The organism is Rhizobium sp. Leaf311 (assembly GCF_001423445.1).
Lineage (GTDB): Bacteria > Pseudomonadota > Alphaproteobacteria > Rhizobiales > Rhizobiaceae > Agrobacterium.
In genome coordinates this window covers 41,478-59,396 of the sequence record NZ_LMNZ01000002.1, presented here as the reverse complement: position 1 = coordinate 59,396, position 17,919 = coordinate 41,478, and the positions used below count along the sequence as shown (strand labels likewise).

At 56.7% G+C, this 17,919-nt stretch carries 24 protein-coding genes and 2 pseudogenes; 11 read left to right on the top strand and 15 right to left on the bottom strand.

Annotation, left to right across the window (positions count from 1 at the left end; genetic code table 11):
- The first annotated feature begins 74 nt into the window (after nucleotides 1-74).
- Together ASF69_RS04425 and ASF69_RS04420 are read left to right on the top strand one after the other, a co-directional pair.
- Nucleotides 75-659 carry a DUF308 domain-containing protein gene (locus tag ASF69_RS04425; protein ID WP_020808324.1) on the top strand — a complete coding sequence of 195 codons (585 nt, stop codon included), beginning with the start codon at nucleotides 75-77 and terminating at the stop codon, nucleotides 657-659.
- A gap of 26 nt (nucleotides 660-685) precedes the next feature.
- Nucleotides 686-997: a chorismate mutase gene (locus ASF69_RS04420; protein ID WP_020808325.1), complete on the top strand. Its 312-nt coding sequence runs from the start codon at nucleotides 686-688 to the stop codon at nucleotides 995-997.
- Nucleotides 998-1,064: 67 nt separating this feature from the next.
- Here ASF69_RS04420 and ASF69_RS04415 read toward each other — a convergent pair whose 3' ends face one another.
- Nucleotides 1,065-1,928, bottom strand: a complete 864-nt coding sequence (locus tag ASF69_RS04415) for a LysR family transcriptional regulator (protein ID WP_020808326.1) — start codon at nucleotides 1,926-1,928, stop codon at nucleotides 1,065-1,067.
- Nucleotides 1,929-2,036: 108 nt separating this feature from the next.
- Here ASF69_RS04415 and ASF69_RS04410 point away from each other — a divergent pair, with 108 nt between their 5' ends.
- The 7 genes from ASF69_RS04410 (at nucleotide 2,037) to ASF69_RS04380 (ending at nucleotide 7,514) form a co-directional block, all read left to right on the top strand.
- Nucleotides 2,037-2,861, top strand: coding sequence for an oxidoreductase (locus tag ASF69_RS04410; protein ID WP_020808327.1), 825 nt, complete (start codon nucleotides 2,037-2,039; stop codon nucleotides 2,859-2,861).
- A 47-nt stretch (nucleotides 2,862-2,908) separates the two neighbouring features.
- A complete protein-coding gene (locus tag ASF69_RS04405; RefSeq protein WP_062585771.1) occupies nucleotides 2,909-3,757 on the top strand; it encodes an alpha/beta hydrolase in 849 nt (282 codons plus the stop codon).
- Nucleotides 3,758-3,822: 65 nt separating this feature from the next.
- Complete coding sequence (locus tag ASF69_RS04400; protein ID WP_062585770.1) at nucleotides 3,823-4,353, top strand: VOC family protein; 531 nt, start codon at nucleotides 3,823-3,825, stop codon at nucleotides 4,351-4,353.
- 2 nt (nucleotides 4,354-4,355) lie between these two features.
- Nucleotides 4,356-5,084 carry a L,D-transpeptidase gene (locus ASF69_RS04395; protein ID WP_062585769.1) on the top strand — a complete coding sequence of 243 codons (729 nt, stop codon included), beginning with the start codon at nucleotides 4,356-4,358 and terminating at the stop codon, nucleotides 5,082-5,084.
- Between the two features lie 109 nt (nucleotides 5,085-5,193).
- Nucleotides 5,194-5,952: an alpha/beta hydrolase gene (locus tag ASF69_RS04390; protein ID WP_062585768.1), complete on the top strand. Its 759-nt coding sequence runs from the start codon at nucleotides 5,194-5,196 to the stop codon at nucleotides 5,950-5,952.
- Between the two features lie 385 nt (nucleotides 5,953-6,337).
- Complete coding sequence (locus ASF69_RS04385; RefSeq protein ID WP_034499637.1) at nucleotides 6,338-6,985, top strand: LysE family translocator; 648 nt, start codon at nucleotides 6,338-6,340, stop codon at nucleotides 6,983-6,985.
- Nucleotides 6,986-7,097: 112 nt separating this feature from the next.
- On the top strand, nucleotides 7,098-7,514 hold the full coding sequence (locus ASF69_RS04380; protein WP_200939034.1) for a RidA family protein: 417 nt from the start codon (nucleotides 7,098-7,100) through the stop codon (nucleotides 7,512-7,514).
- 280 nt (nucleotides 7,515-7,794) lie between these two features.
- On the opposite strand, the gene ASF69_RS04375 is transcribed toward ASF69_RS04380, so the two are convergent.
- Entirely contained in the window at nucleotides 7,795-8,478 is a 684-nt protein-coding gene (locus tag ASF69_RS04375; RefSeq protein ID WP_062585766.1) for a LysR substrate-binding domain-containing protein, read from the bottom strand.
- A 313-nt stretch (nucleotides 8,479-8,791) separates the two neighbouring features.
- Between ASF69_RS04375 and ASF69_RS04370 the strand changes: the two genes are divergently transcribed.
- The gene (locus ASF69_RS04370) at nucleotides 8,792-9,715 is read left to right on the top strand and encodes an SDR family NAD(P)-dependent oxidoreductase (protein ID WP_062585764.1); all 924 of its coding nucleotides are present in this window, start codon (nucleotides 8,792-8,794) and stop codon (nucleotides 9,713-9,715) included.
- A 64-nt stretch (nucleotides 9,716-9,779) separates the two neighbouring features.
- On the opposite strand, the gene ASF69_RS04365 is transcribed toward ASF69_RS04370, so the two are convergent.
- Both ASF69_RS04365 and ASF69_RS04360 read right to left on the bottom strand, forming a co-directional pair.
- Nucleotides 9,780-10,226, bottom strand: a complete 447-nt coding sequence (locus ASF69_RS04365; RefSeq protein WP_062585762.1) for a carboxymuconolactone decarboxylase family protein — start codon at nucleotides 10,224-10,226, stop codon at nucleotides 9,780-9,782.
- Between the two features lie 92 nt (nucleotides 10,227-10,318).
- Complete coding sequence (locus ASF69_RS04360; RefSeq protein WP_003517453.1) at nucleotides 10,319-10,756, bottom strand: cupin domain-containing protein; 438 nt, start codon at nucleotides 10,754-10,756, stop codon at nucleotides 10,319-10,321.
- Nucleotides 10,757-10,831: 75 nt separating this feature from the next.
- Between ASF69_RS04360 and ASF69_RS04355 the strand changes: the two genes are divergently transcribed.
- Complete coding sequence (locus ASF69_RS04355) at nucleotides 10,832-11,233, top strand: hypothetical protein (protein WP_062585760.1); 402 nt, start codon at nucleotides 10,832-10,834, stop codon at nucleotides 11,231-11,233.
- Nucleotides 11,234-11,299: 66 nt separating this feature from the next.
- Here the strand turns inward: ASF69_RS04355 and ASF69_RS04350 are convergent, their stop codons facing one another.
- The 11 genes and pseudogenes from ASF69_RS04350 to ASF69_RS23510 all read right to left on the bottom strand — a co-directional run.
- A complete protein-coding gene (locus ASF69_RS04350) occupies nucleotides 11,300-11,479 on the bottom strand; it encodes a hypothetical protein (RefSeq protein ID WP_062585758.1) in 180 nt (59 codons plus the stop codon).
- Between the two features lie 208 nt (nucleotides 11,480-11,687).
- Nucleotides 11,688-12,524 (bottom strand): annotated as a pseudogene (locus ASF69_RS04345) (nucleotidyl transferase AbiEii/AbiGii toxin family protein).
- Between the two features lie 97 nt (nucleotides 12,525-12,621).
- Nucleotides 12,622-13,026: a hypothetical protein gene (locus tag ASF69_RS23520; protein WP_244475394.1), complete on the bottom strand. Its 405-nt coding sequence runs from the start codon at nucleotides 13,024-13,026 to the stop codon at nucleotides 12,622-12,624.
- A 502-nt stretch (nucleotides 13,027-13,528) separates the two neighbouring features.
- Complete coding sequence (locus tag ASF69_RS23020; RefSeq protein WP_156461990.1) at nucleotides 13,529-13,741, bottom strand: hypothetical protein; 213 nt, start codon at nucleotides 13,739-13,741, stop codon at nucleotides 13,529-13,531.
- 46 nt (nucleotides 13,742-13,787) lie between these two features.
- On the bottom strand, nucleotides 13,788-14,150 hold the full coding sequence (locus ASF69_RS23515) for a hypothetical protein (RefSeq protein ID WP_244475393.1): 363 nt from the start codon (nucleotides 14,148-14,150) through the stop codon (nucleotides 13,788-13,790).
- Nucleotides 14,151-14,890: 740 nt separating this feature from the next.
- Nucleotides 14,891-15,157 (bottom strand): PAAR domain-containing protein, encoded by a 267-nt coding sequence (locus tag ASF69_RS22675; RefSeq protein ID WP_348271370.1) that lies wholly within the window; start codon nucleotides 15,155-15,157, stop codon nucleotides 14,891-14,893.
- A 69-nt stretch (nucleotides 15,158-15,226) separates the two neighbouring features.
- Complete coding sequence (locus tag ASF69_RS04325; protein WP_062585752.1) at nucleotides 15,227-15,580, bottom strand: hypothetical protein; 354 nt, start codon at nucleotides 15,578-15,580, stop codon at nucleotides 15,227-15,229.
- An 11-nt stretch (nucleotides 15,581-15,591) separates the two neighbouring features.
- Complete coding sequence (locus tag ASF69_RS04320) at nucleotides 15,592-16,392, bottom strand: hypothetical protein (protein WP_156461989.1); 801 nt, start codon at nucleotides 16,390-16,392, stop codon at nucleotides 15,592-15,594.
- Between the two features lie 8 nt (nucleotides 16,393-16,400).
- Entirely contained in the window at nucleotides 16,401-16,874 is a 474-nt protein-coding gene (locus tag ASF69_RS04315) for a hypothetical protein (RefSeq protein ID WP_062585748.1), read from the bottom strand.
- Nucleotides 16,874-17,398 (bottom strand): DUF4123 domain-containing protein, encoded by a 525-nt coding sequence (locus ASF69_RS04310; protein ID WP_156461988.1) that lies wholly within the window; start codon nucleotides 17,396-17,398, stop codon nucleotides 16,874-16,876. Before ASF69_RS04310 ends, ASF69_RS04315 begins: the two co-directional genes overlap by 1 nt.
- Nucleotides 17,388-17,919, bottom strand: a pseudogene (locus ASF69_RS23510) (type VI secretion system tip protein VgrG); the annotation flags it as partial. The gene ASF69_RS04310 and the pseudogene ASF69_RS23510, both read right to left, overlap by 11 nt.

Below are 17,919 nucleotides of genomic sequence, written 5' to 3'. Positions count from 1 at the left end.
GCAAGCGTTTCGCCTTCATCTGACGACGCTTGCGCGAACCATTAAACAACTAGTTCAGAAAGTGAAAGAAAACGATGTCGAACAACCAGACCTCCCGTGCCGCGCGCGGCAACGACCAGTGGCTCAAGCAGTATTACTTTACCAGAGCGGCCTTCTCATCGCTGTGGGTCGCGACTGCGTTGACGGCCGGACAACATTCCTTTGCGGTGGCTGCCGCTCTGCTGATCATTTACCCCGCTTGGGATGCAGTCGCCAACGTTATCGATGCCGCGAGGAGCGGCGGTCTTGCCGCCAACCGGAGCCAAGCGATCAACGTCGCCGCGAGCTCGGTTATGACGATAGCCGTGATCCTGGCGCTGACAATGAACATGAACTGGGTTCTCGGCGCTTTCGGTCTATGGGCGATCTTTTCAGGCCTGTTGCAGCTTGGAACTGCCGTGCGGCGCTGGAGAACGAGTGGAGGTCAGTGGGTGATGATTTTGAGCGGAGCCCAATCCTCTGTGGCCGGTGCTCTCTTCATCTTTCAGGCGCAAAGGCCTCAGGAGCCTTCTATCGCCACGGTTGCGGGCTACGCTGGCGTCGGCGCATTCTACTTCCTGGTTTCGGCAATTTGGCTGACGATCGCCCTGTCGCGTCGCAGTATGCATCCCATCTCATAAGCTCTACCTCGCGCCTACGAAACGACTTGGAAGATATTCAAATGATGACAGATGATGTGGCACAGCAACTCGCTTCCTACCGGAGGACCATCGACAATTTGGATTCCGCTCTCCTCTATATTCTGGCCGAACGCTTTCGCTGTACCGAGCATGTCGGCCACTTGAAAGCCGAACAGGCGTTGCCGGCGGTCGATAATGAGCGAGAGCGACGCCAATTGGATCGAGTGATGAGTATCGCCAATGACGTTGGCCTCAGTCGGCACTTCGTCGAAGGGCTGATGACAATGATCGTGGGCGCTGTGGTGGAGCGGCACAGGGAGATTGCGGCCAGCAAGTAAGTTGTCTGTGGCGGCTGTCCTACCGCAGCCGGGGATCGGCGGGGAGAATCGATCTTCTTCGCGCGGCTTACCATGCAGGGGCATTTGTGATGTGGTCCGAGACGGCCGAGATAAACGCCCGAAGACGCTGAAGACGTCGCAGGTCGCGGTGATATCCCATCCAGATGTCTCGCGCCGGCGGGTGCTTGGGTAGTTCTAGTCTGCGGATACCCGGGATTTGATTGCCTACTGCGCGGGGCAGGACGGCGATCCCAACGCCTTGCCTGCACATTCGCCCCTGGACGTTTCGGTTGTTTGATCGCAGCACAGGTCTCGCGTTCGGAAAACTCTCGGCGAGCCAGGCTATGTCGGGAAATTGCCCTGTCGAAGTGTCGTGGGTGATCAGACGGAAACCAGTCCCGTCGCCATATTTAGGGTCAGGCGACTCCTCGGCGATGTAGACGCCGTATTCGAGCCTGAAGAGCCGCCGCTGAATGACATCGGCAGTGTCGAACGGAACGATGCGAAAGGCAACGTCGGCCTCTCTTTGGGCGAGGTTGAACAGGCGAGTGCCCGTCAGGATCTCGACGTCTACATTGGGGTAGGCTTTCGAGAAATCCGCCACGATGGGAGGCAGGACATAGGCCCCGAACCAGTCTGCCGATGAGATGCGCAGATTGCCTTTGAGGTTTTGCTCCTGCCCGGCGAGCCGGCGCTCCATGGCCAGCGCGCCTTCTTCCATCTGCTCTGCCAGGGCGATGATCCCATGGCCCTCCTCGGTCAACACGAGACCGTCCGCGGTCCGCTGGAAGAGTGTGTGGCCGATGGCATCCTCAAGGGCACGCAGCCGTCTGCCGACGGTCGGATGGCTTGTATGAAGAGCACGCGCAGCACCGCCGAGCGTGCCGGATCGCGCAATCGCAAGGAAGATTTTTACGTCGCTCCATTCCACGGCCCAAGCCCTTACAAAAGTGAACGGTGAAAATACAAAACTGTCACTTCAAGTACAGATCTAAACATCTAGATTCAAGTCATGTTCGAAACCAAGCGGAGAAACGTTATGAAAACATGGTTCATCACAGGCTGCTCAAGCGGCTTCGGCCAGCGGCTTGCGCTCGCCGCGGCACAGCGAGGCGATCAGGTTGTCGCAACTGCCCGCAACGTCAACTCGATCGAAGAAATGGCTGAGCCTTTCGGTGGCCGCATGATCACCTTGCCGCTCGACGTGACGGATGTGGCGGCAGTCAAAGCCGCAGTCGCTAAGGCGGTCGAGACATTCGGCGGCTTTGACGTCCTCGTCAACAATGCCGGCTACGGATTGTTTGGCGCGCTCGAGGAAGGCACGCCGGAAGAATATCGACCGATGTTCGAGGTGAACGTTTTCGGTCTTATCGAAACCACCAGAGCAGCGCTGCCGAGCTTGCGACGTTCGGGCGGAATGATCGTCAATATGTCGTCCGGCGCAGGGATCGCGGGCAGCGGCGGCGCAGCATACTACAATGCCGCCAAGTTTGCGGTTGAAGGGGTTTCCGAGGCGCTCGCCGGTGAGCTGAAGCCGTTCGGCGTCCGTGTGCTGATCGTCGAGCCTGGCCCGTTTCGCACCGATTTCCTCGGCCGTTCGATCACGATGGCGGCCAACGAGATGCCGGAATACGCCGCGAGTTCGCGCAGGCACTATCGGGAAACCAACAACGGCAATCAAGCAGGGGATCCCGACAAGGCGGTTGCAGTGATCCTGCAGGCGGTCGACGCCGATAATACCCCGCTTCATCTGCCGCTTGGGCCCGTCGCGCATTCAATCGCTGAGCGAAAGCTGGCTTCGTTTCGCCGCGATATCGACACCTGGCGCGACATCTCGATTGCCACCGATTTCGATCAGCCCTGATCTGGCAGCTAGCACTGCTTGAACGTCACATCGATTGGAAAGTCATCATGATCCCAACATTGAAAGGGTTTACCCAGCAATTGGTGCCGGTGAACGGCATCAAGATCAATGCCGTCACGGGCGGCTCCGGCCCCCCGATCCTTCTGCTTCACGGTTGGCCGGAAACATGGTGGGAATGGCACCATGTGATGCCGCTGCTGGCGGAGCAGTTCAGCGTGGCGGCGATTGATCTACGCGGCGCAGGCTTTTCCGAATGCCCGCTTGACGGCTACGATAAGGCGACGATGGCGCGCGACGCGCACGAGGTCATGATTACCCTTGGGCATCAACGCTATGCCGTATGCGGCCATGACATCGGCGGAATGGTAGCGCTTCCGCAGGCCGCTATCTATCGAGATGCGGTTACTCACCTTGCCGTCCTCGATGTTCCGCTTCCTGGCTGGAGCCAGTGGGAGGCGACGACGGCGAAGATCTGGCACTTCGCGTTCCATGCTAATCGGGATCTGCCGGAACGCCTGATTTATGGCCGCGAACATGACTATGTTTCGACCTTCATGGCGGAGCGGTTTTACGATCACAGCACCTTTAATCCTGAAGATATCGACATTTATGCGAAAGCAATGGCACTTCCTGGTCGCACGCGCGGTGGCATGGAATGGTACCGCACACTGACCGCCGACCATGCGGCCGCGCTTGAATACAAAAAACAACCGCTCCGGATTCCGGTTTTAGGTCTCGGCGGCGAGCAGCGTTTCGGTGCTCATATGGTCGCGATGCTCAAGGAGTTCGCCACAGATGTAACTGGCGGCTCGATTGCCCGCTGCAGTCACTATGTGGCGGACGAGCGCCCGGATGAAGTGGCCGCTGCTCTCATCGATTTCCTCAAGGCCAAGTGAACTCTGCGATGCGGGCAAATTGAGCTCGATCGCGTTCATTGATTTAACAAGAAAGGAAAATTGTCATGACCGCACCTGTCATTCGCGGCGTCAATCACATCGGCATCACGGTGCCTGACATCGAAGCGGCAAAATCGTTCCTGGTGGAAGCCTTTGGCGGCCAGGTGATCTACCAATCGTTCGGGCCGCAGGATCCGGCCAGGCAGGGACCCGAGTTCGAGCGGGCCACTGGTGCTTACCCGGGAACGGTTGTGCGTGCGCAGGCGATGGTCAAGATCGGAACCGGGCCTGACATCGAGCTCTTTGAAATGCACGGCCCCAAACAAGCGCAACCGGTTACACCGAGCGACTTCGGCATCACGCATTTTGGTGTCTATACCGACGACATCGACGCATCGGTACAGCGCTTTGAGAAGGCTGGCGGAACAGCCCTTACGGCACCACGAGCTATTCCCTACGCAACCGAAAAAGGTCCTGGAAACAGGGTCTGCTATTGCCGAGCGCCGTGGGGCACGATGATTGAGTTTATCACCACGCCTGATCGCATGCCGTATCATGGCCAGACGGATCTGCGCAGGTGGCAAGACAAGGATTGAGCATGAGCTTTGATACCTCGTTATCCCGCCGCAGCCTCCTGTCGCTTTCGGCGATGGCTGCGGTCTCGGCCCTGGCAGGGTGCGTCTCCACCCCCGGCACGGGCCGGATGGTGGGGCGACAGTCGACGCCTCTCCAGGAACCGATCGGCTCTGTCCACATCGCTCGTGCGCCGACAGATGCCGAACTGGCTGTCATGTACGGTCCTACCGAGGATGGCGGCTTTCTAATCCCGGCGGTCCCCTACAAGCAGATCGATCCGCGCTACTATCGCCAGCAGGTCCTCGACCCGACTGGCGAGGCGCCCGGCACGATCGTCGTCGACACCCCCTCCCGCTTCCTCTATCTCGTCCAGCCGGGCGGGACCGCGATGCGCTATGGTGTCGGGATCGGGCGCGATGGCTTTGCCTGGCAGGGCAACGGCATCATTCAGTGGCGTCAGAAATGGCCGCGTTGGAAGCCGCCGAACGAGATGGTCGCCCGCCAGCCGGAATTGGCCAAATATTCGATCGAAAATGGCGGCATGGAGCCGGGCCTGAAAAATCCGCTGGGTGCTCGAGCGCTGTACATCTTCTCCGGTGGCCACGACACACTCTATCGTCTGCACGGCAATCCGCAATGGCGCTCGATTGGCAAGGCAGTTTCTTCCGGATGTGTGCGCCTGCTCAACCAGGACATTATCGACCTCTATGAACGCGTGCCGATTAAGGCTCCAATTGTCGTCAAGCAGTAAGCGCAAGCGATCACGTTCGTCTCTCCTTCGGATAGGGGGAGAGACATGTCCTTCAGGCGATTTCAAAGCCTCAGTTATTTCACGCACAAAGCTCAAGGAACAAGCGACCATGTCGAACTTCAGTAAAGCGGCCGCTGGCCTCATTGCCGCGCTTTTGTCTTCCGCTGCCCTAACAGCCCCAGCCTTAGCGGACGCGCGCAACATCGTGCTTGTGCATGGCGCGCTCGTGGATGGTTCGGGCTGGCGCGGCGTTTATGACATCCTGACCCGCGACGGCTATCATGTCAGCATCGTCCAGCAGCCACTGACAAGCCTGGATCAGGACGTTGCAGCCACGAAGAGCGTGCTTGATCAGCAGGACGGGGACGTCGTTCTCGTCGGCCACAGCTATGGGGGCACGATCATCACGGCAGCAGGTGATGATCCCAAGGTCAAGGCACTAGTCTATGTTGCGGCACTGCAGCCAGAAAAGGGCGAGAGCACCGCACAACTGCTCCAATCGATGCCGTCACCCACCAACGATATCAAGCCGACAAAGGATGGCTTCCTGCTTATCGACCCGGCAAAGTTCGCAGCTGATTTCGGGGCGGATCTGCCCAAGGAAAAGGGCGAGTTTATGGCCCGGTCTCAGATGCCTGTCGCCATCGCGGCCACCAGTGCACCCGTGTCTATTGCCGCTTGGCACGATAAGCCCAGCTATGGGATTGTCGCCAAGAACGATAAGACCATCAACCCCGAACTGGAGCGCCGGATGTACAAGCGCGCCGGATCAAGGGTGACAGAGGTAGAGGGCAGCCACGCCATTTATATAACGCAGGCAGCCGCAGTTGCAAAGGTGATCGAGGAGGCCGCGGAAGCTGTCGACTGACAGAAAAGGACCGCGGTAACTCTGCAAATTCACAAGCCGCGGCGTTTTGCGAGTTTGGACTCGTGCCTTGCTAGTGATGTGATCGCTGCATCGGATAAACGTTGTCATCAGAGGGTCCCCGCGATCCAACATCGAGCTTCGAAGCCTGGTGTCGTCGCGGGCCTTCAATGCAGATCGCCATGGAAGGTACAGCAGGAGCGCACTCCTTACGAATGTAGGATGGCTCAACTTCTCAACCTCGTTGAAACGGTGCTCTGCATATCTGTTGCCCGGGAGCACTGTACCCGATAACTCCGTCTCGACTCGAACTCCTTCGTATGATTCAGGCCGGAAAACGGTCGGATGCAGTACGCTCTAATTGTGCCCAAACCGCAAGGTCGTTGCCATGTCCATCCCTCTGCATCAATACCTCATATTTATCTCTATCGTTACCATGATCGTGGTGACACCGGGACCCAACCTGGCTTTGCTCCTAGCCAATTCGCCGAGCAACACGAAGCTGACCGGCTTCGGGATGGTATTCGGGTTCGCCGCAGCCATCGTTTCTCATGCCACGTTGGCACTTGTTGGAGTGGGGGCAGTGATCGCAGCGTCGGCAATCTTGTTCACAGTCATGAAACTGTTGGGTGCAGCCTATCTCATCTGGCTGGGGATCAAATCTCTCTTGTCGCTGCGCGGTCTGGATGCATCTGTCATAAATCCAAGCCGGGTTCCAATGAGCCTGACAGCTCCGAAAGCCTTCGTTCGCGGATATCTCAGCAATTTCCTCAATCCCAAACCGGCGATCTTTTACGTTGCGGTCTTCCCCCAATTCTTGGAGGGCCACCAACAGGAGGTGCTTGCAAATGGCGCCGCGCTTGCACTCACACATGCTCTGATCGCTGTAGGTTTTTACGGCGTAGTTGTCCTCCTTATCGGCAGCGTCACCGGTTTCCTCAATCGCCCGCACATCGCCAGAAGGATCAAAACAGTTTCCGGGGCGGCTTTGATTTTGCTAGGCGGTCGCTTGTTATTGGCAAAGAGCCCTGCCTGATCGTCTCAACCTAATCCGGGGCTAACGCGCCTTCAATACAACGACCCCATCGCATCAGTGCATTCACTTAGCTAATTTGGCTCGGCCTATGCGGACGAAGAAAGGATCATTTGTGAATCGCAAAATTATCGTGCCGCTGGCAATGAGGCCCATTGTGGAGCGGGCAGGCTATGCCCCTGCAGTACGCTTCGAAAACCTGGTTTTCTGCGCGGGGCAGGTTGGACGTGATACCAACATGAATGTTATCAACGACCCAGAGAAGCAATTCGAGGCTTGTTGGGACAACTTAGCTACCGTTTTGTCAGCGGCAGGTTGCAGCTTCGAAGATGTTGTCGAAATGACTACGTATCATGTCGGATTGCAGCAGCACATACATACCTTTCGCAAGGTAAAGGACCGAATTTTCCCCCGCGGAACATGCGCGTGGACTTGCATTGGCGTCTCTGAACTTGCCCATCCCGGTCTTCTTGTGGAAATCAAAGTTGTGGCAGCTATACCTTCGCACCCGTTGGAACAGAGCGGCAGTTGATCCCCGCCGAAGTCGAAAAGTGCTCAAATTCGACCGGACAGCTGGTGTAGAAGACATAACAAAACGACGCAGCTGGTGGACGACCAGCCGCGGTTTGTATCGCGAATGCCGCGGCTGCGACAGGTTTGTATTCTCTCCATAATATTCCTTGGTCGGCTGGAATTAGCGGTTCCATAAGCTCCGGTACGCCGCACCACCGATCCGCATACGCTTAGTAGTCGAAGTCTCAGTCACTTAGAGGTCTGATGAGCAGATCGCGAGTTGGTATCCGTTCAAGAGCTTAGATCGATCGATTGGCCCTCAAAAAGTTCAGAAAAGCCCGCATCCCCGCTCCGATATGGCGGTGTCTGGGATAGTAAAGGCAGAGGCCAGGATAGGGCGGCGTCCACTCGGCTAACGCCTGCCGGAGTCTCCCGTCCGCAAGTGCTTCCTCGGCCATCCATCGAGTGACATAGGCGAGGCCGCAGTCGTCCAGAGCCGCGGCCAGAAGAAGTCGGGACTGGTCGACCACGAGGTTGCCGGTCGTCGCCACGACGACATCCTCGCCCCGGCGCTGAAACTCCCAGCGATAAATCGACCCGCCCGCCATGCGGAGCTGGATGCACTGGTGAAGCGAGAGATCCGACGGACTTTCGAGAAGCGGCGCATTGTCGAGATAGGCGGGCGATGCCACCACGATGTGCTGCTGGTCTGGACCGATCGGGATTGCGACCATCTCGCCGGGGACGAGTTCCGCCTCGCGGATGCCGCAGTCGAAACCTCCTTCGGCGATATCGACCAGTCGCCCTTCGGACCGGATTTCGAAGCGCATTGCCGGCTGCAGCTTCACGAAGCGCGTCAACAGCGGCATTAGCACCTGCTCGGCGGCGTTGGCGTCGCAGTTGATCCGTACAAGCCCGGACGGCGAGGCGGCTTGGTCGTGAAGCTCCTCGACCGCCATTCCGATTTCGCTAAGCGCCGGCATGAGCCGCTCCGCAAGTCTCCGCCCAGGCTCCGTCAGCGAGACGTTCCTCGTCGAACGGTGGAAGAGCTTCACTTTGAGACGTCTCTCCAGTCCGGCGACTGCGTGGCTCAAGGCCGACGCCGTCTGGCCCAAAGCTCGGGACGCAGCGCGAAAACCTCCGTGCTCGGCGACGGCAAGGAAGGCCGCTAGCTCGCCAGGAGGGAGCAAGCCCACTGTTCGAATTATCTCATCATTGCGTGTAACGGTGGTCATCTAGTTCATGAATGCCATGCGCTTATCTTTGGGACAAGTCGATTACTGAAGGAGTACAACCATGACTTTACCGATACCGTTCGGCTTTTCATCTACGGCCGCCGACGTTCTGGAAGGCGTCGACCTCGCCAGCCGGAACGTCATCGTAACCGGTGGCGCCGCTGGCATCGGGCTGGAGACGAGCCGCGCTCTCGCGGCCGCGGGAGCTGCTGTGACGATTGCAGCCCGCCGCCCGGATGAGGCGGAGAAGGCAGTCGCTGAGCTGAAAAAGAGTATGCCCGAGGCTCAACTGCGCGTTCGGCGCCTCGACCTCGCGGATCTGTCTTCCGTGCAGGAATTCTCGGAGAACTGGAACGAGCCTTTGCACTTTCTCGTCAACAATGCGGGCGTCATGGCCATTCCGGAATTGCAGCGGACTGCGCAAGGGCGGGAGATGCAGTTCGCCACGAACTATCTGGGGCATTTCGCGCTAGCCCTTGGCCTGCGGCCGCATCTGGCCAAGGCAAATGGTGCCCGTGTCGTTTCCGTCGCCTCGACCGGCAACCTGTTCGCGCCCGTGTTCTGGGACGATCCAGACTTCCGCTTCATTCCATACGATCCGCTCCTTGCTTATGGGCAATCGAAGACAGCCTGCATCCTGCTGTCCGTTGGGATCACCAAGAACTGGGCCAGCGACGGGATAACGTCCAACGCGCTCAATCCCGGAGCGATTGCCACGGGGCTTCAGAAGCACACCGGAGGCCTGCGAACCCCCGAGCATTTGCGCAAGACAATAGAGCAGGGGGCAGCCACGTCGGTGCTGCTGGCGGGTTCGCCGCTCGTCGAAGGCATTTCCGGTCGATATTTCGACGATTGCCAGGAGGCCTCGGTCGTTGACGAGCGGGGACCTGGGCCCTTCAAAGGCGTGGCGAGATACGCGGTTGATGAGGACAACGCGGTCCGCCTCTGGGAGATCGCGACGCGGTTACTGGGATTGCCTCTGTGAGCGGAACACCCTGTCGACCTGTCTGGAACTGAAGGGTGCTCGTCGAGCGATGACCGGACGCTGGTCAGGCCTTGGCCGCCACCGGAAGCCGGAATGGCGCGCCCAGGCGGTTGAAGGCGTTCATCGCGGCGATCGTGATCGTCAGATCGACGAGATCCTTCGGTTCGAAGGCTGACGCGGCCGCGGCATAAGCCTCGTCCGAGGCGTGGGTCTGGCTGACATTCGTGACTTCTTCAGCCCAGGCCAGTGCTGCTCGTTCCTGGTCGCTGAACAGGTGAGGCACCTCGTCCCACACCGGGACGAGCGTGATCTTGTCTACCGACATTGTCTTGCGTAGGTCGCGGCTATGCATGTCGATGCAATGGGCGCAGCCGTTGATCTGCGACACGCGCAGGAAGACGAGATGAATCAGCTCCCCAGGCAGGTTCGTTTTCTTGGTGACGTAGTGATGGACGCCGAAGAGCGCCTTGGCCCCCTCGGGGGCGACTTCGGACCAGTTCATGCGGGACATATTGTTTTCCTTTCTCGTGGACACGGTTCTCCGTTCGCCGGAGAAACCGTCGTTGCTTGTGCTAGGTGAGGGGGTAGGTCTGGTAGGTAGCGCTACGGCTTTCGCGGTGTCGTCAGGGCGGTGTCATCGGTATCGACGACGAAGACGGCAAGCAGCTTCGCCGGCTCGGTCTTGCTGGCGTTGGCGCTGACGTCGTGGCGGTCGCCCGGCAGCTCGGTGAAGTTCTGCCCGGCGATGAAGGTCTTCGTCTCGCCACCGTTCACGGCACTTTGGATGGCGCCTTCGAGAACCGTCGCATAGATCAAGGCGGATTTTGCATGCGTATGAGCGGAACTGTAGCCGCCGGGGCCGTACTCGACGAGGACGCCCTTCACGCTCTTTCCGGGAACGTCCGGGAGGGGATGCTCGTAAACCAGCGTCACCTTCGCGTCCTTCGTGTCATATGCAAGTCCAGGCTTGGCAACGTCATGAGCGGAAGCTGTGGCCAGAGAGACCGCAAGGGCTGAAGCGGCATGGAGGATGGTCTTCATGATTGTTTCCCTCCTATGTTCTGAGCCACTCGGCGATCGTGATCGCACCCTTGACGTAGTCTCCGTCGGGAACCAGTGAGCCGGCGACAACTGGAGCGCCGAAGCAACTTCAACACCTACTTTGAGCCGCTCGGAAAGCCAGGATATCATCTCCTCGAAACAGACGAAGAGAGACAAGCATACGACGAGGTTTGGAGCCGATATGTATATGCAGGCGTGCTCCTTATGTATTTCTCGCCATATGCCCTAATGGCAGGCAGCTATGAACCGCCACCGCTGCCAATCCCTGTCGGAAAGATGGAGGACGCGGGTTACGTCGTCCCAGACGCTGTGAAGGAGATCACTGGGTATCGCGAGCTTTTGAAGGTTCTCGAGAACATAGCGGTCGAGGGATTGGCAGAGCTTCGAAAGGTCAATCCCATCACTAGAGGCCGGGATCCTGAGACTATCCATCGGGACGAATACCCAGAAGAATAGGCAAGGGCTTAGTTTGTGCTGCCAAGCTAAAAGTCCGTCGAGCATAAGTATCACCACGTTCTCGGCTTAGACACCACCATTTTCGATACCCATAAATTCATATGTCGTTAGCGGGTCACCAACGTATGAGACGTCAGAAAAGAAACCCGCACCGATAGCCTCCGAGACCCGTTGACGTTGCATGAATGAAGTGCGGTCATTCTTGCCACCATTCCATCCAAGTTTATGCGAATTGTTGGCATCCATGATCGTCTCTAAGACCGGATGGCGTCCCCTAACCTAAGTTTGATATGCTCCTATTCGCCACAGCGACGTCTTTTCAGGGACTTAGTTAAACGAATTGCGAGGGTCGACGGTTCGAAGCCGCTCAAGGCGAGGTAAGATAGTCGATTTGCGAAGTTGTCGATCCTGGTTTGTAAACTGCGTTCACCGGCGGACCCGGGGCATGAGCTCGTTAGGGACGCTCCGCGTAGATGGTGATGCGGGCAAAGATTTCTTTCAGGCTGGGCCGGCCATGATAATAGAGAGCCGAGGTCCGCTCATATGCGCGCTCATAAAGCCCGAACGTCTCGGGGTCCGAAAAGCTGAAAGCGGGGTTGCTGCTTATGTTTTGATCGTCAGCCTTCGGGAAACGTCGGTCCTTGTGCTCGAGATAGGCTTCCGTACCGATGAAGTCTTGCACTTCCCGCTGGTTCAGTAGGCAGAAGACGTCGTAATAGTGCCGCAGGAAATTAGCGGGAAACTGGCCGGTTTCTTGCTGCTTGCGATATTTGGTGGAAATGGTCTGGAGCTTCTCGACCAGCGTGTAGCCAGGCTCGTAGCAGGGAACGGCCAGTGCGCGATTATCGATCAGCTCGACGCGCGATGCCGCGTAGTCATAGGCCTAGGAGCTGATATCCTTGTTGGTATTGGGAGCCACCGTGTCGAAGCCGGCTTCGACCAACACGCCGTCCTTGAGATCCGATTTCGGGCCGGTCGTCTCGTGATAGTATAGGCGGATGCCGCCGCTGCGATACGTCTCGTTGTCGAATTCGGTATCGCGCTCGATCTTTTGGATTCCGTCGATCGTGATTGTCTCGGTCAGCCAGTCATAGAAGGCCTTCCGGCTTTCACGATGCGCCGCCTTGTCGTGATTGGGGCCGTTTTTTACCTCCATCGCCTTCGGCGCCTCGATACGGATATCGATATCCTCCGAGAAGCGGTTGATGAAGCGGTATCCTTTCGAGAGCGAGGTACCGCCCTTCAACTCGAACGCCATCTCCAACTGCTCCAGGCTGTACAGGCAATGCATGATCCAGTAGTCTTTTTCGACCAGCACCGGCTGCACCTTCATCTGGTCAGCGACGATGCGCAGCAGGGAAGCAAAATCCTTTTGCCTATGGTGGAAATCAGCTGGCATGTGGATATCCGGCGAGGGTGTTGAAGAATTTCTGAGTGCGCACCATGCCGTATTCCTTGGCAGCACGGGTGATGGCGGTGCGATCGCCTTGCAGGGCACGTTCCGTCACGCTGGCCAGCACCTGATCGCGGTCCTCGGCCAGCTGGCCGAGATTGTTGACCAGATCGATCAGTAGGAATTCTTTGGTCAGGGTTTTGGGGAAGGTTGGCAGTCCCTTCACGAACAGGTCAGGCGCTTGGTCAGGATTTCCGATGGATTGAAACGGGCTGCCGAACAGCTTGAGAACCTTGAAAGCGAGGCCGTCGGTGTCCAGGATCGCCCTACGTCGATCACCTTGTCCGTGCGTAAACACGAGCAAGCCTTCGCCGACATCACGGACCAGGCTCGGCGACACGAACAGAGCCGCGCGGGATTCGGCTTTTCAGGGCCGCTGCGCATAAGGAGTGGGTTGAGAGAAATGAGGACATAACCTCGACGCGAGAGCGTACACGTCAGTCTCTGTCGTCGTTGAAGTCTCAAGCAGGCGCAGTGGCCACAGAATTGCAGAACGTCAGACGATCGATTGATCAGGTGAAAGCCAGCCTTTCGTCGCTCGGAGATGAACGAAACTTCCTAGAGAAGGAAACGAAACAGGCACGATCTTCATCACGCGCGCAAATTCCTGATGCCGGTTTTTCGCGCAGCCTCACGAGGATATTCAAATCCTCAATCTCTGGTTCAACGACGAAACCAGTCGTCTACGGGATCAGGATTTTGAGGACGCAATGCGCCTCCACCGCGCGTTCATAGATGCCTCTGCGGAACGCCTCCGTCAAAACCTTTCCGTGTTTATGGAGACCTTCCGCACCCGAACGCTTGGCTCCCCGGAGAGGGACGCACTGATCCCAGACTTGTGGTCATCGGTCCGCATGTTCGAACAAAGCGGAGGCGGCGGATTTGTAGAGGTGAATGTTGGCGGAGAGGGGGATGATAAGGGCGGCGATGAATGGGGTCCGCCGCTTCAGAATTCCTCGCAGGGGACGTGACATCGCGTCCATCGCAAGACGTGTCGGGAGATTGGGTTCACGATTAAGATCAAGGTGACGTTCGTGTGCGTTGTAGGGTTTCATGGAGATGACCTGGTGCTTGCGAATGAGGGCTGCCACTGAAGACGGGTCAACCTCGTATTCGGCGCACGGCGGTTTCCGGTCCGAGGAGGTCGGTATCGAGATCGACGTCGACAAAACCGCGCAGGATCATCTGAGCCAGACCCGCGATGGGAGGTCTGGTTTCAATGAAAATCGTCAGGCATTCTGAAACCGTCAGGCTGCCTTCGTCATTCAAGACGGCGAGGACCTTCAGTCTATCGCCCAGCGCCAGTTGGACGCTGCCGTAGCGCAAGAGGTCTCGCGCGTTTTGAAGCCGCGGTCCGTCATAGATTTCCTCCGGGGAAACCAATCGATATCGCAGGCCGATGCCGTCGGCCGATTTCTCGATTAAAGCCGCATCGCACGGCAGCAGCCTATCCGGCGCATCCATTAGAACCTCCGATCCGTCGCTGTCGAGGACAGCAAAGTCAGGAACGTGCGCATTTCCGAAGAGCTCTAGCGACAGTGGCATGCAACGCCATGACGTGACGGAGGGATTGAGATCGAGGATGCACGCGACATCGCGAGATACCTGTGATCGGTAGAGCGCAGGCCCGTCACATTTGATGGAAGCCGCGGGCGGAAACGACCTGATAGATGCAGTGCTACGGCTCGAGCGAAGCGACTTCGCGCGCTGTGCGATACCCATTTGAAAACCTCATGGAAAACGGTTGATCGTCGCCGCGGTGTCGCGGGGGGCGGATATCAACGTATTCGTATGAGGCGGGTCACGTTTTGCATAAGAGAACGATTAGGGAGCAAACAATCGGGCATCAACTGCCGCTTCGGAATTATTTGAATGATTTCGATAGCCGCACTCGTTACCTGACGGAAGCAAACCCGTGTTTGGAAAAATCTCCGGGGCCGATATGTGAAATATGCAAACCTGCAGCGTTCATTCAACAAACCGAATCGCTTCGTCTTGTTCGCTAGTGCCGGGTGGAATGCCTTTCCGATCCTCGCCAGCAACCATCCACGGGTAGAGCAAGTCACGGTTACTTAGAAACGATCGTCCATCGGGGGGCGTACTTCGGCGCGATATCCCTTGAGCGCCCTCCAACGGTCACCGTTCTGCTATTATCAGAACACTACTCCCGCCCGGTATAATTCTCGGAAAACAGGCTCATTCATTCAGTCGATTCTAACCGATCCAACGCCCTCGATAATCACACCGCCGTGATCAGTTGCGTCGCCCAAACGTGCGATAGGTTGCCCGTTTATACGCGCGATACCAGAGCCTCCGACTATTTTGTCGATACAGCCGCAGCCCGTACAGACGGTGGAATCGCCAATTACCGAAACTGGGACACCATTGATCCGTACGAATGTCTGGCCAGTAATGATAGGGCCGCCACCATGTGGCGTGGGGCCGGGATCAATTTGCGGGCAGGTATGCATCTTCCCGATTGTCGCGGTAGGGTTTGCCATGGTTTGCTCCAACGTTCACGTCCTTGGAAGACGTGGTTTTCACTGCAAGTCCGTCCAGCGTTCTACGTTGCTCTCAGCCAGAATATTCTTTTCGATCAGGTTAAGGCGTTCCGTTTCCTCGATGGAGGTGTTGAGGACAACACGATAAAAATACTGGTTATCGTTGTCGCTCATTTCTGACTGCCTTAGAGTGAAACGATAGAAACGAAACGTGTTTCGAGGACTGTGAATACGAATTCGAGCCAGGCCCTCGTGAAGTTTTTTTAAGTGAGCCATCAGGCGCTGATCAGATTCAGTGACACCCTCGTCACGCAGATGGCTGATCATCTTCGGCAGAAATCGCTCTTCGAAGTAAATTGTCTCCAAAGCGACGAGTTGCTCGTCAGAGAGCATAGGCGCACCTCTTACACATACGACAGCATTATGTCCGGGCTTGGAAGCTGGATCGGTTTCGGGTTAAAAGAGTTTAGTGCAGAGAGGGCTTTCTGGAAACTCTCCTCATCTCCATACTCGGCCCGCATCATCTTCAGGTCCGCTTCGTTCATAGAGCCGTGCATCCGGCTCCAAACATCCGATCCCAACTGCCAAACAAGCTGCTTCTGAGCAGCAGAGAGGCTTGTGGACGCATGTTTCCAGAATTGGCAAAGGCGAAGCCTGTCGGCACCCATGATTAGGGGGGTGAAAAACTCAGATTCGGACATCAAGTCCTCGTTCGCGTACCGGCTAAAACAGGCCTTATCCCATTCACTCAGTGGGTCAGCGAGGCGTCCCTCGAGTTTTTGGTCAAAGGTCTGGTTTCGCACTGCCGAACGGTAGTCAGAAGCGAGGCGGTCGCCCCACGGAGCGACAGACGGAGACGAGCGGAGCGTATTCACAAGATCAGGCCAAGTTCGTTCCCACGCGTCAAGTTCACGCAGAACAGCATCGGAGTCACAGGGAAAACCGGAGCCCCACTGTTCGAAATCACTGCGAACCCTGCGCCCTAGCGTGGCCTCTATCTTTTGCAAAGCGTTGTCCCAGAGAGCGTACGAAGTATTGGAATCGAGATCGCTTTCCTTAATGGTGTTTCGGAGTTCAGCTTTCAGCGCGGAATAATTCTCGGTTTGGAAGCACAGGTCGTTCATCATGTCAGAACTAATGACGTCCATGCTTGGCAACACTATCAGGTTTCGCCAAATCAAACTTTCTGGTGGTCTCGTATTCATGGCTAACCTCAAGGAATTGGGACAAGGTTGCGGGGAGGAAACAAACGCGATCCTTCAGAAATGATCACATATGCTACAAGTGCCGCCCCTGTTAGGCCAGTCACCTTCGATATATAATCCATACTAAACATTGATGGTTCCTCAGGTACAGCCTCCATTTTGAGTTCGTCTATTGTCGGATTAGGCCGATTGATCCACTGCTTTGCATCGTTTCCGATCGGTGCTTTGTCTCCGCAGTTATTGTCTGAGAAGTCCTTCATGACCTTTGCAATTTGACGTTTCAGATTGGTGATCGCCTCATCGTGACCCGCCCAGCCTGCACGTGTTCCGTTTAACTGATCCATAAAGCGCTCTGCCAGCCCACGAGTGCCAGTTTCCGCTTTCTTTTGGAAAACCAGCCTTCGTACGACTTTGCGCAGCTCTTCACATATGTCATCCGGAGGGCAATTCGGACAAAATTTGCTTGATGCAGTGGCCGCCATTAGGGCACCTCTCCGTAAGCATGTTGGTTAGAATGAAATCTGCCTGTTTCGTGGCTGTAGTTCATGGTTTCAAACTCGGCATCGCGCGGAATAACCACGCGCTGGGTTACTGCACCCAACATCCGCAATTGGTCCTCGTTTGCAATCTTCATGAAAGAGGAGAAGTACATAGCGTCGGCAATACGCGCGTATGCATGATTTTTACCTTTTCGCCAGTAATAGAATTTGAAAAGCCTTGATCTCATTTTCTCTATCGGCTGATCGGAACATAGCCAGATCAGTCCACCCAAGGAGATGGCATCGTTGACCAGCTTTTCCAATCGTGGGGAGCTAGTTTGAATTTCGGCGATAAACGGTGACACTCTGAGATAGGCCTCAGCCGATCGGCCATTCAGAAGGCTTAGGAAGCGAGCATCCGACGCTTCGAGGCGGCTGTAGAGGTTCGCAATGCTTGCTCCATCTAACAACGCGAAGGATGGCATACCGCCACTTGCGGCCAAGAGACTTTCAAGATTAGTCGCCAAAAACGATACCTCTCGATGTCTTCATGCAGCTTTCGCTTTTCAGCCCGTTCTCTATGTCAAGCGAATTCGTGATTATACGAACGCGCTTGCCAGAAATGATGATGCCTTCCTCATTTAGTTCGATCATTCCCCCCGGGGTGGAGAGGAGTATCTTCTCTTCCGAAACCAAAACGCTTTTTGAAGAGGTAATCTGAACAATCCTCGTCGCGTGGATATCTATATCTTTCCCCGACTCCATCGAACGGTACGTACCTGTGATCTCTCGGTATTCCGTACCTACGGTCGTCTTCTTCGCCGTTCCAACGTGCTCCATCGAAGTCTGTCCGACGTTTGAGACCTTGCTCATGCCGATCTGCTCTGTTTGCGCGACACCTACGGATGTGGACTGAAATGAACCGATGATCGTATTCATAATGCCGGGGAGCGGAAACAGGCTTGACGCATCTGATCCAACGCCCGTGCCGGAACCGGCCAGCGCCGTGCCTGCGTCCGCTCTCGGGTTTGCCCCTGACACAACACCT

Coding starts and splice junctions, on each gene's coding strand:
- ASF69_RS04360 (WP_003517453.1), bottom strand. CDS start 10,756: ATGAAGACCATCCTCCATGCCGCTTCAGCCCTTGCGGTCTCTCTGGCC.
- ASF69_RS04315 (WP_062585748.1), bottom strand. CDS start 16,874: ATGGCGGCCACTGCATCAAGCAAATTTTGTCCGAATTGCCCTCCGGAT.
- ASF69_RS04375 (WP_062585766.1), bottom strand. CDS start 8,478: ATGCCGGCGCTTAGCGAAATCGGAATGGCGGTCGAGGAGCTTCACGAC.
- ASF69_RS23020 (WP_156461990.1), bottom strand. CDS start 13,741: ATGAAACCCTACAACGCACACGAACGTCACCTTGATCTTAATCGTGAA.
- ASF69_RS04390 (WP_062585768.1), top strand. CDS start 5,194: ATGTCGAACTTCAGTAAAGCGGCCGCTGGCCTCATTGCCGCGCTTTTG.
- ASF69_RS22675 (WP_348271370.1), bottom strand. CDS start 15,157: ATGCATACCTGCCCGCAAATTGATCCCGGCCCCACGCCACATGGTGGC.
- ASF69_RS04385 (WP_034499637.1), top strand. CDS start 6,338: ATGTCCATCCCTCTGCATCAATACCTCATATTTATCTCTATCGTTACC.
- ASF69_RS04425 (WP_020808324.1), top strand. CDS start 75: ATGTCGAACAACCAGACCTCCCGTGCCGCGCGCGGCAACGACCAGTGG.
- ASF69_RS23515 (WP_244475393.1), bottom strand. CDS start 14,150: ATGGATGCGCCGGATAGGCTGCTGCCGTGCGATGCGGCTTTAATCGAG.
- ASF69_RS04405 (WP_062585771.1), top strand. CDS start 2,909: ATGATCCCAACATTGAAAGGGTTTACCCAGCAATTGGTGCCGGTGAAC.
- ASF69_RS04410 (WP_020808327.1), top strand. CDS start 2,037: ATGAAAACATGGTTCATCACAGGCTGCTCAAGCGGCTTCGGCCAGCGG.
- ASF69_RS04365 (WP_062585762.1), bottom strand. CDS start 10,226: ATGTCCCGCATGAACTGGTCCGAAGTCGCCCCCGAGGGGGCCAAGGCG.
- ASF69_RS04395 (WP_062585769.1), top strand. CDS start 4,356: ATGAGCTTTGATACCTCGTTATCCCGCCGCAGCCTCCTGTCGCTTTCG.
- ASF69_RS04325 (WP_062585752.1), bottom strand. CDS start 15,580: ATGCTCTCTGACGAGCAACTCGTCGCTTTGGAGACAATTTACTTCGAA.
- ASF69_RS04350 (WP_062585758.1), bottom strand. CDS start 11,479: ATGGATGCCAACAATTCGCATAAACTTGGATGGAATGGTGGCAAGAAT.
- ASF69_RS04400 (WP_062585770.1), top strand. CDS start 3,823: ATGACCGCACCTGTCATTCGCGGCGTCAATCACATCGGCATCACGGTG.
- ASF69_RS04320 (WP_156461989.1), bottom strand. CDS start 16,392: ATGAATACGAGACCACCAGAAAGTTTGATTTGGCGAAACCTGATAGTG.
- ASF69_RS04370 (WP_062585764.1), top strand. CDS start 8,792: ATGACTTTACCGATACCGTTCGGCTTTTCATCTACGGCCGCCGACGTT.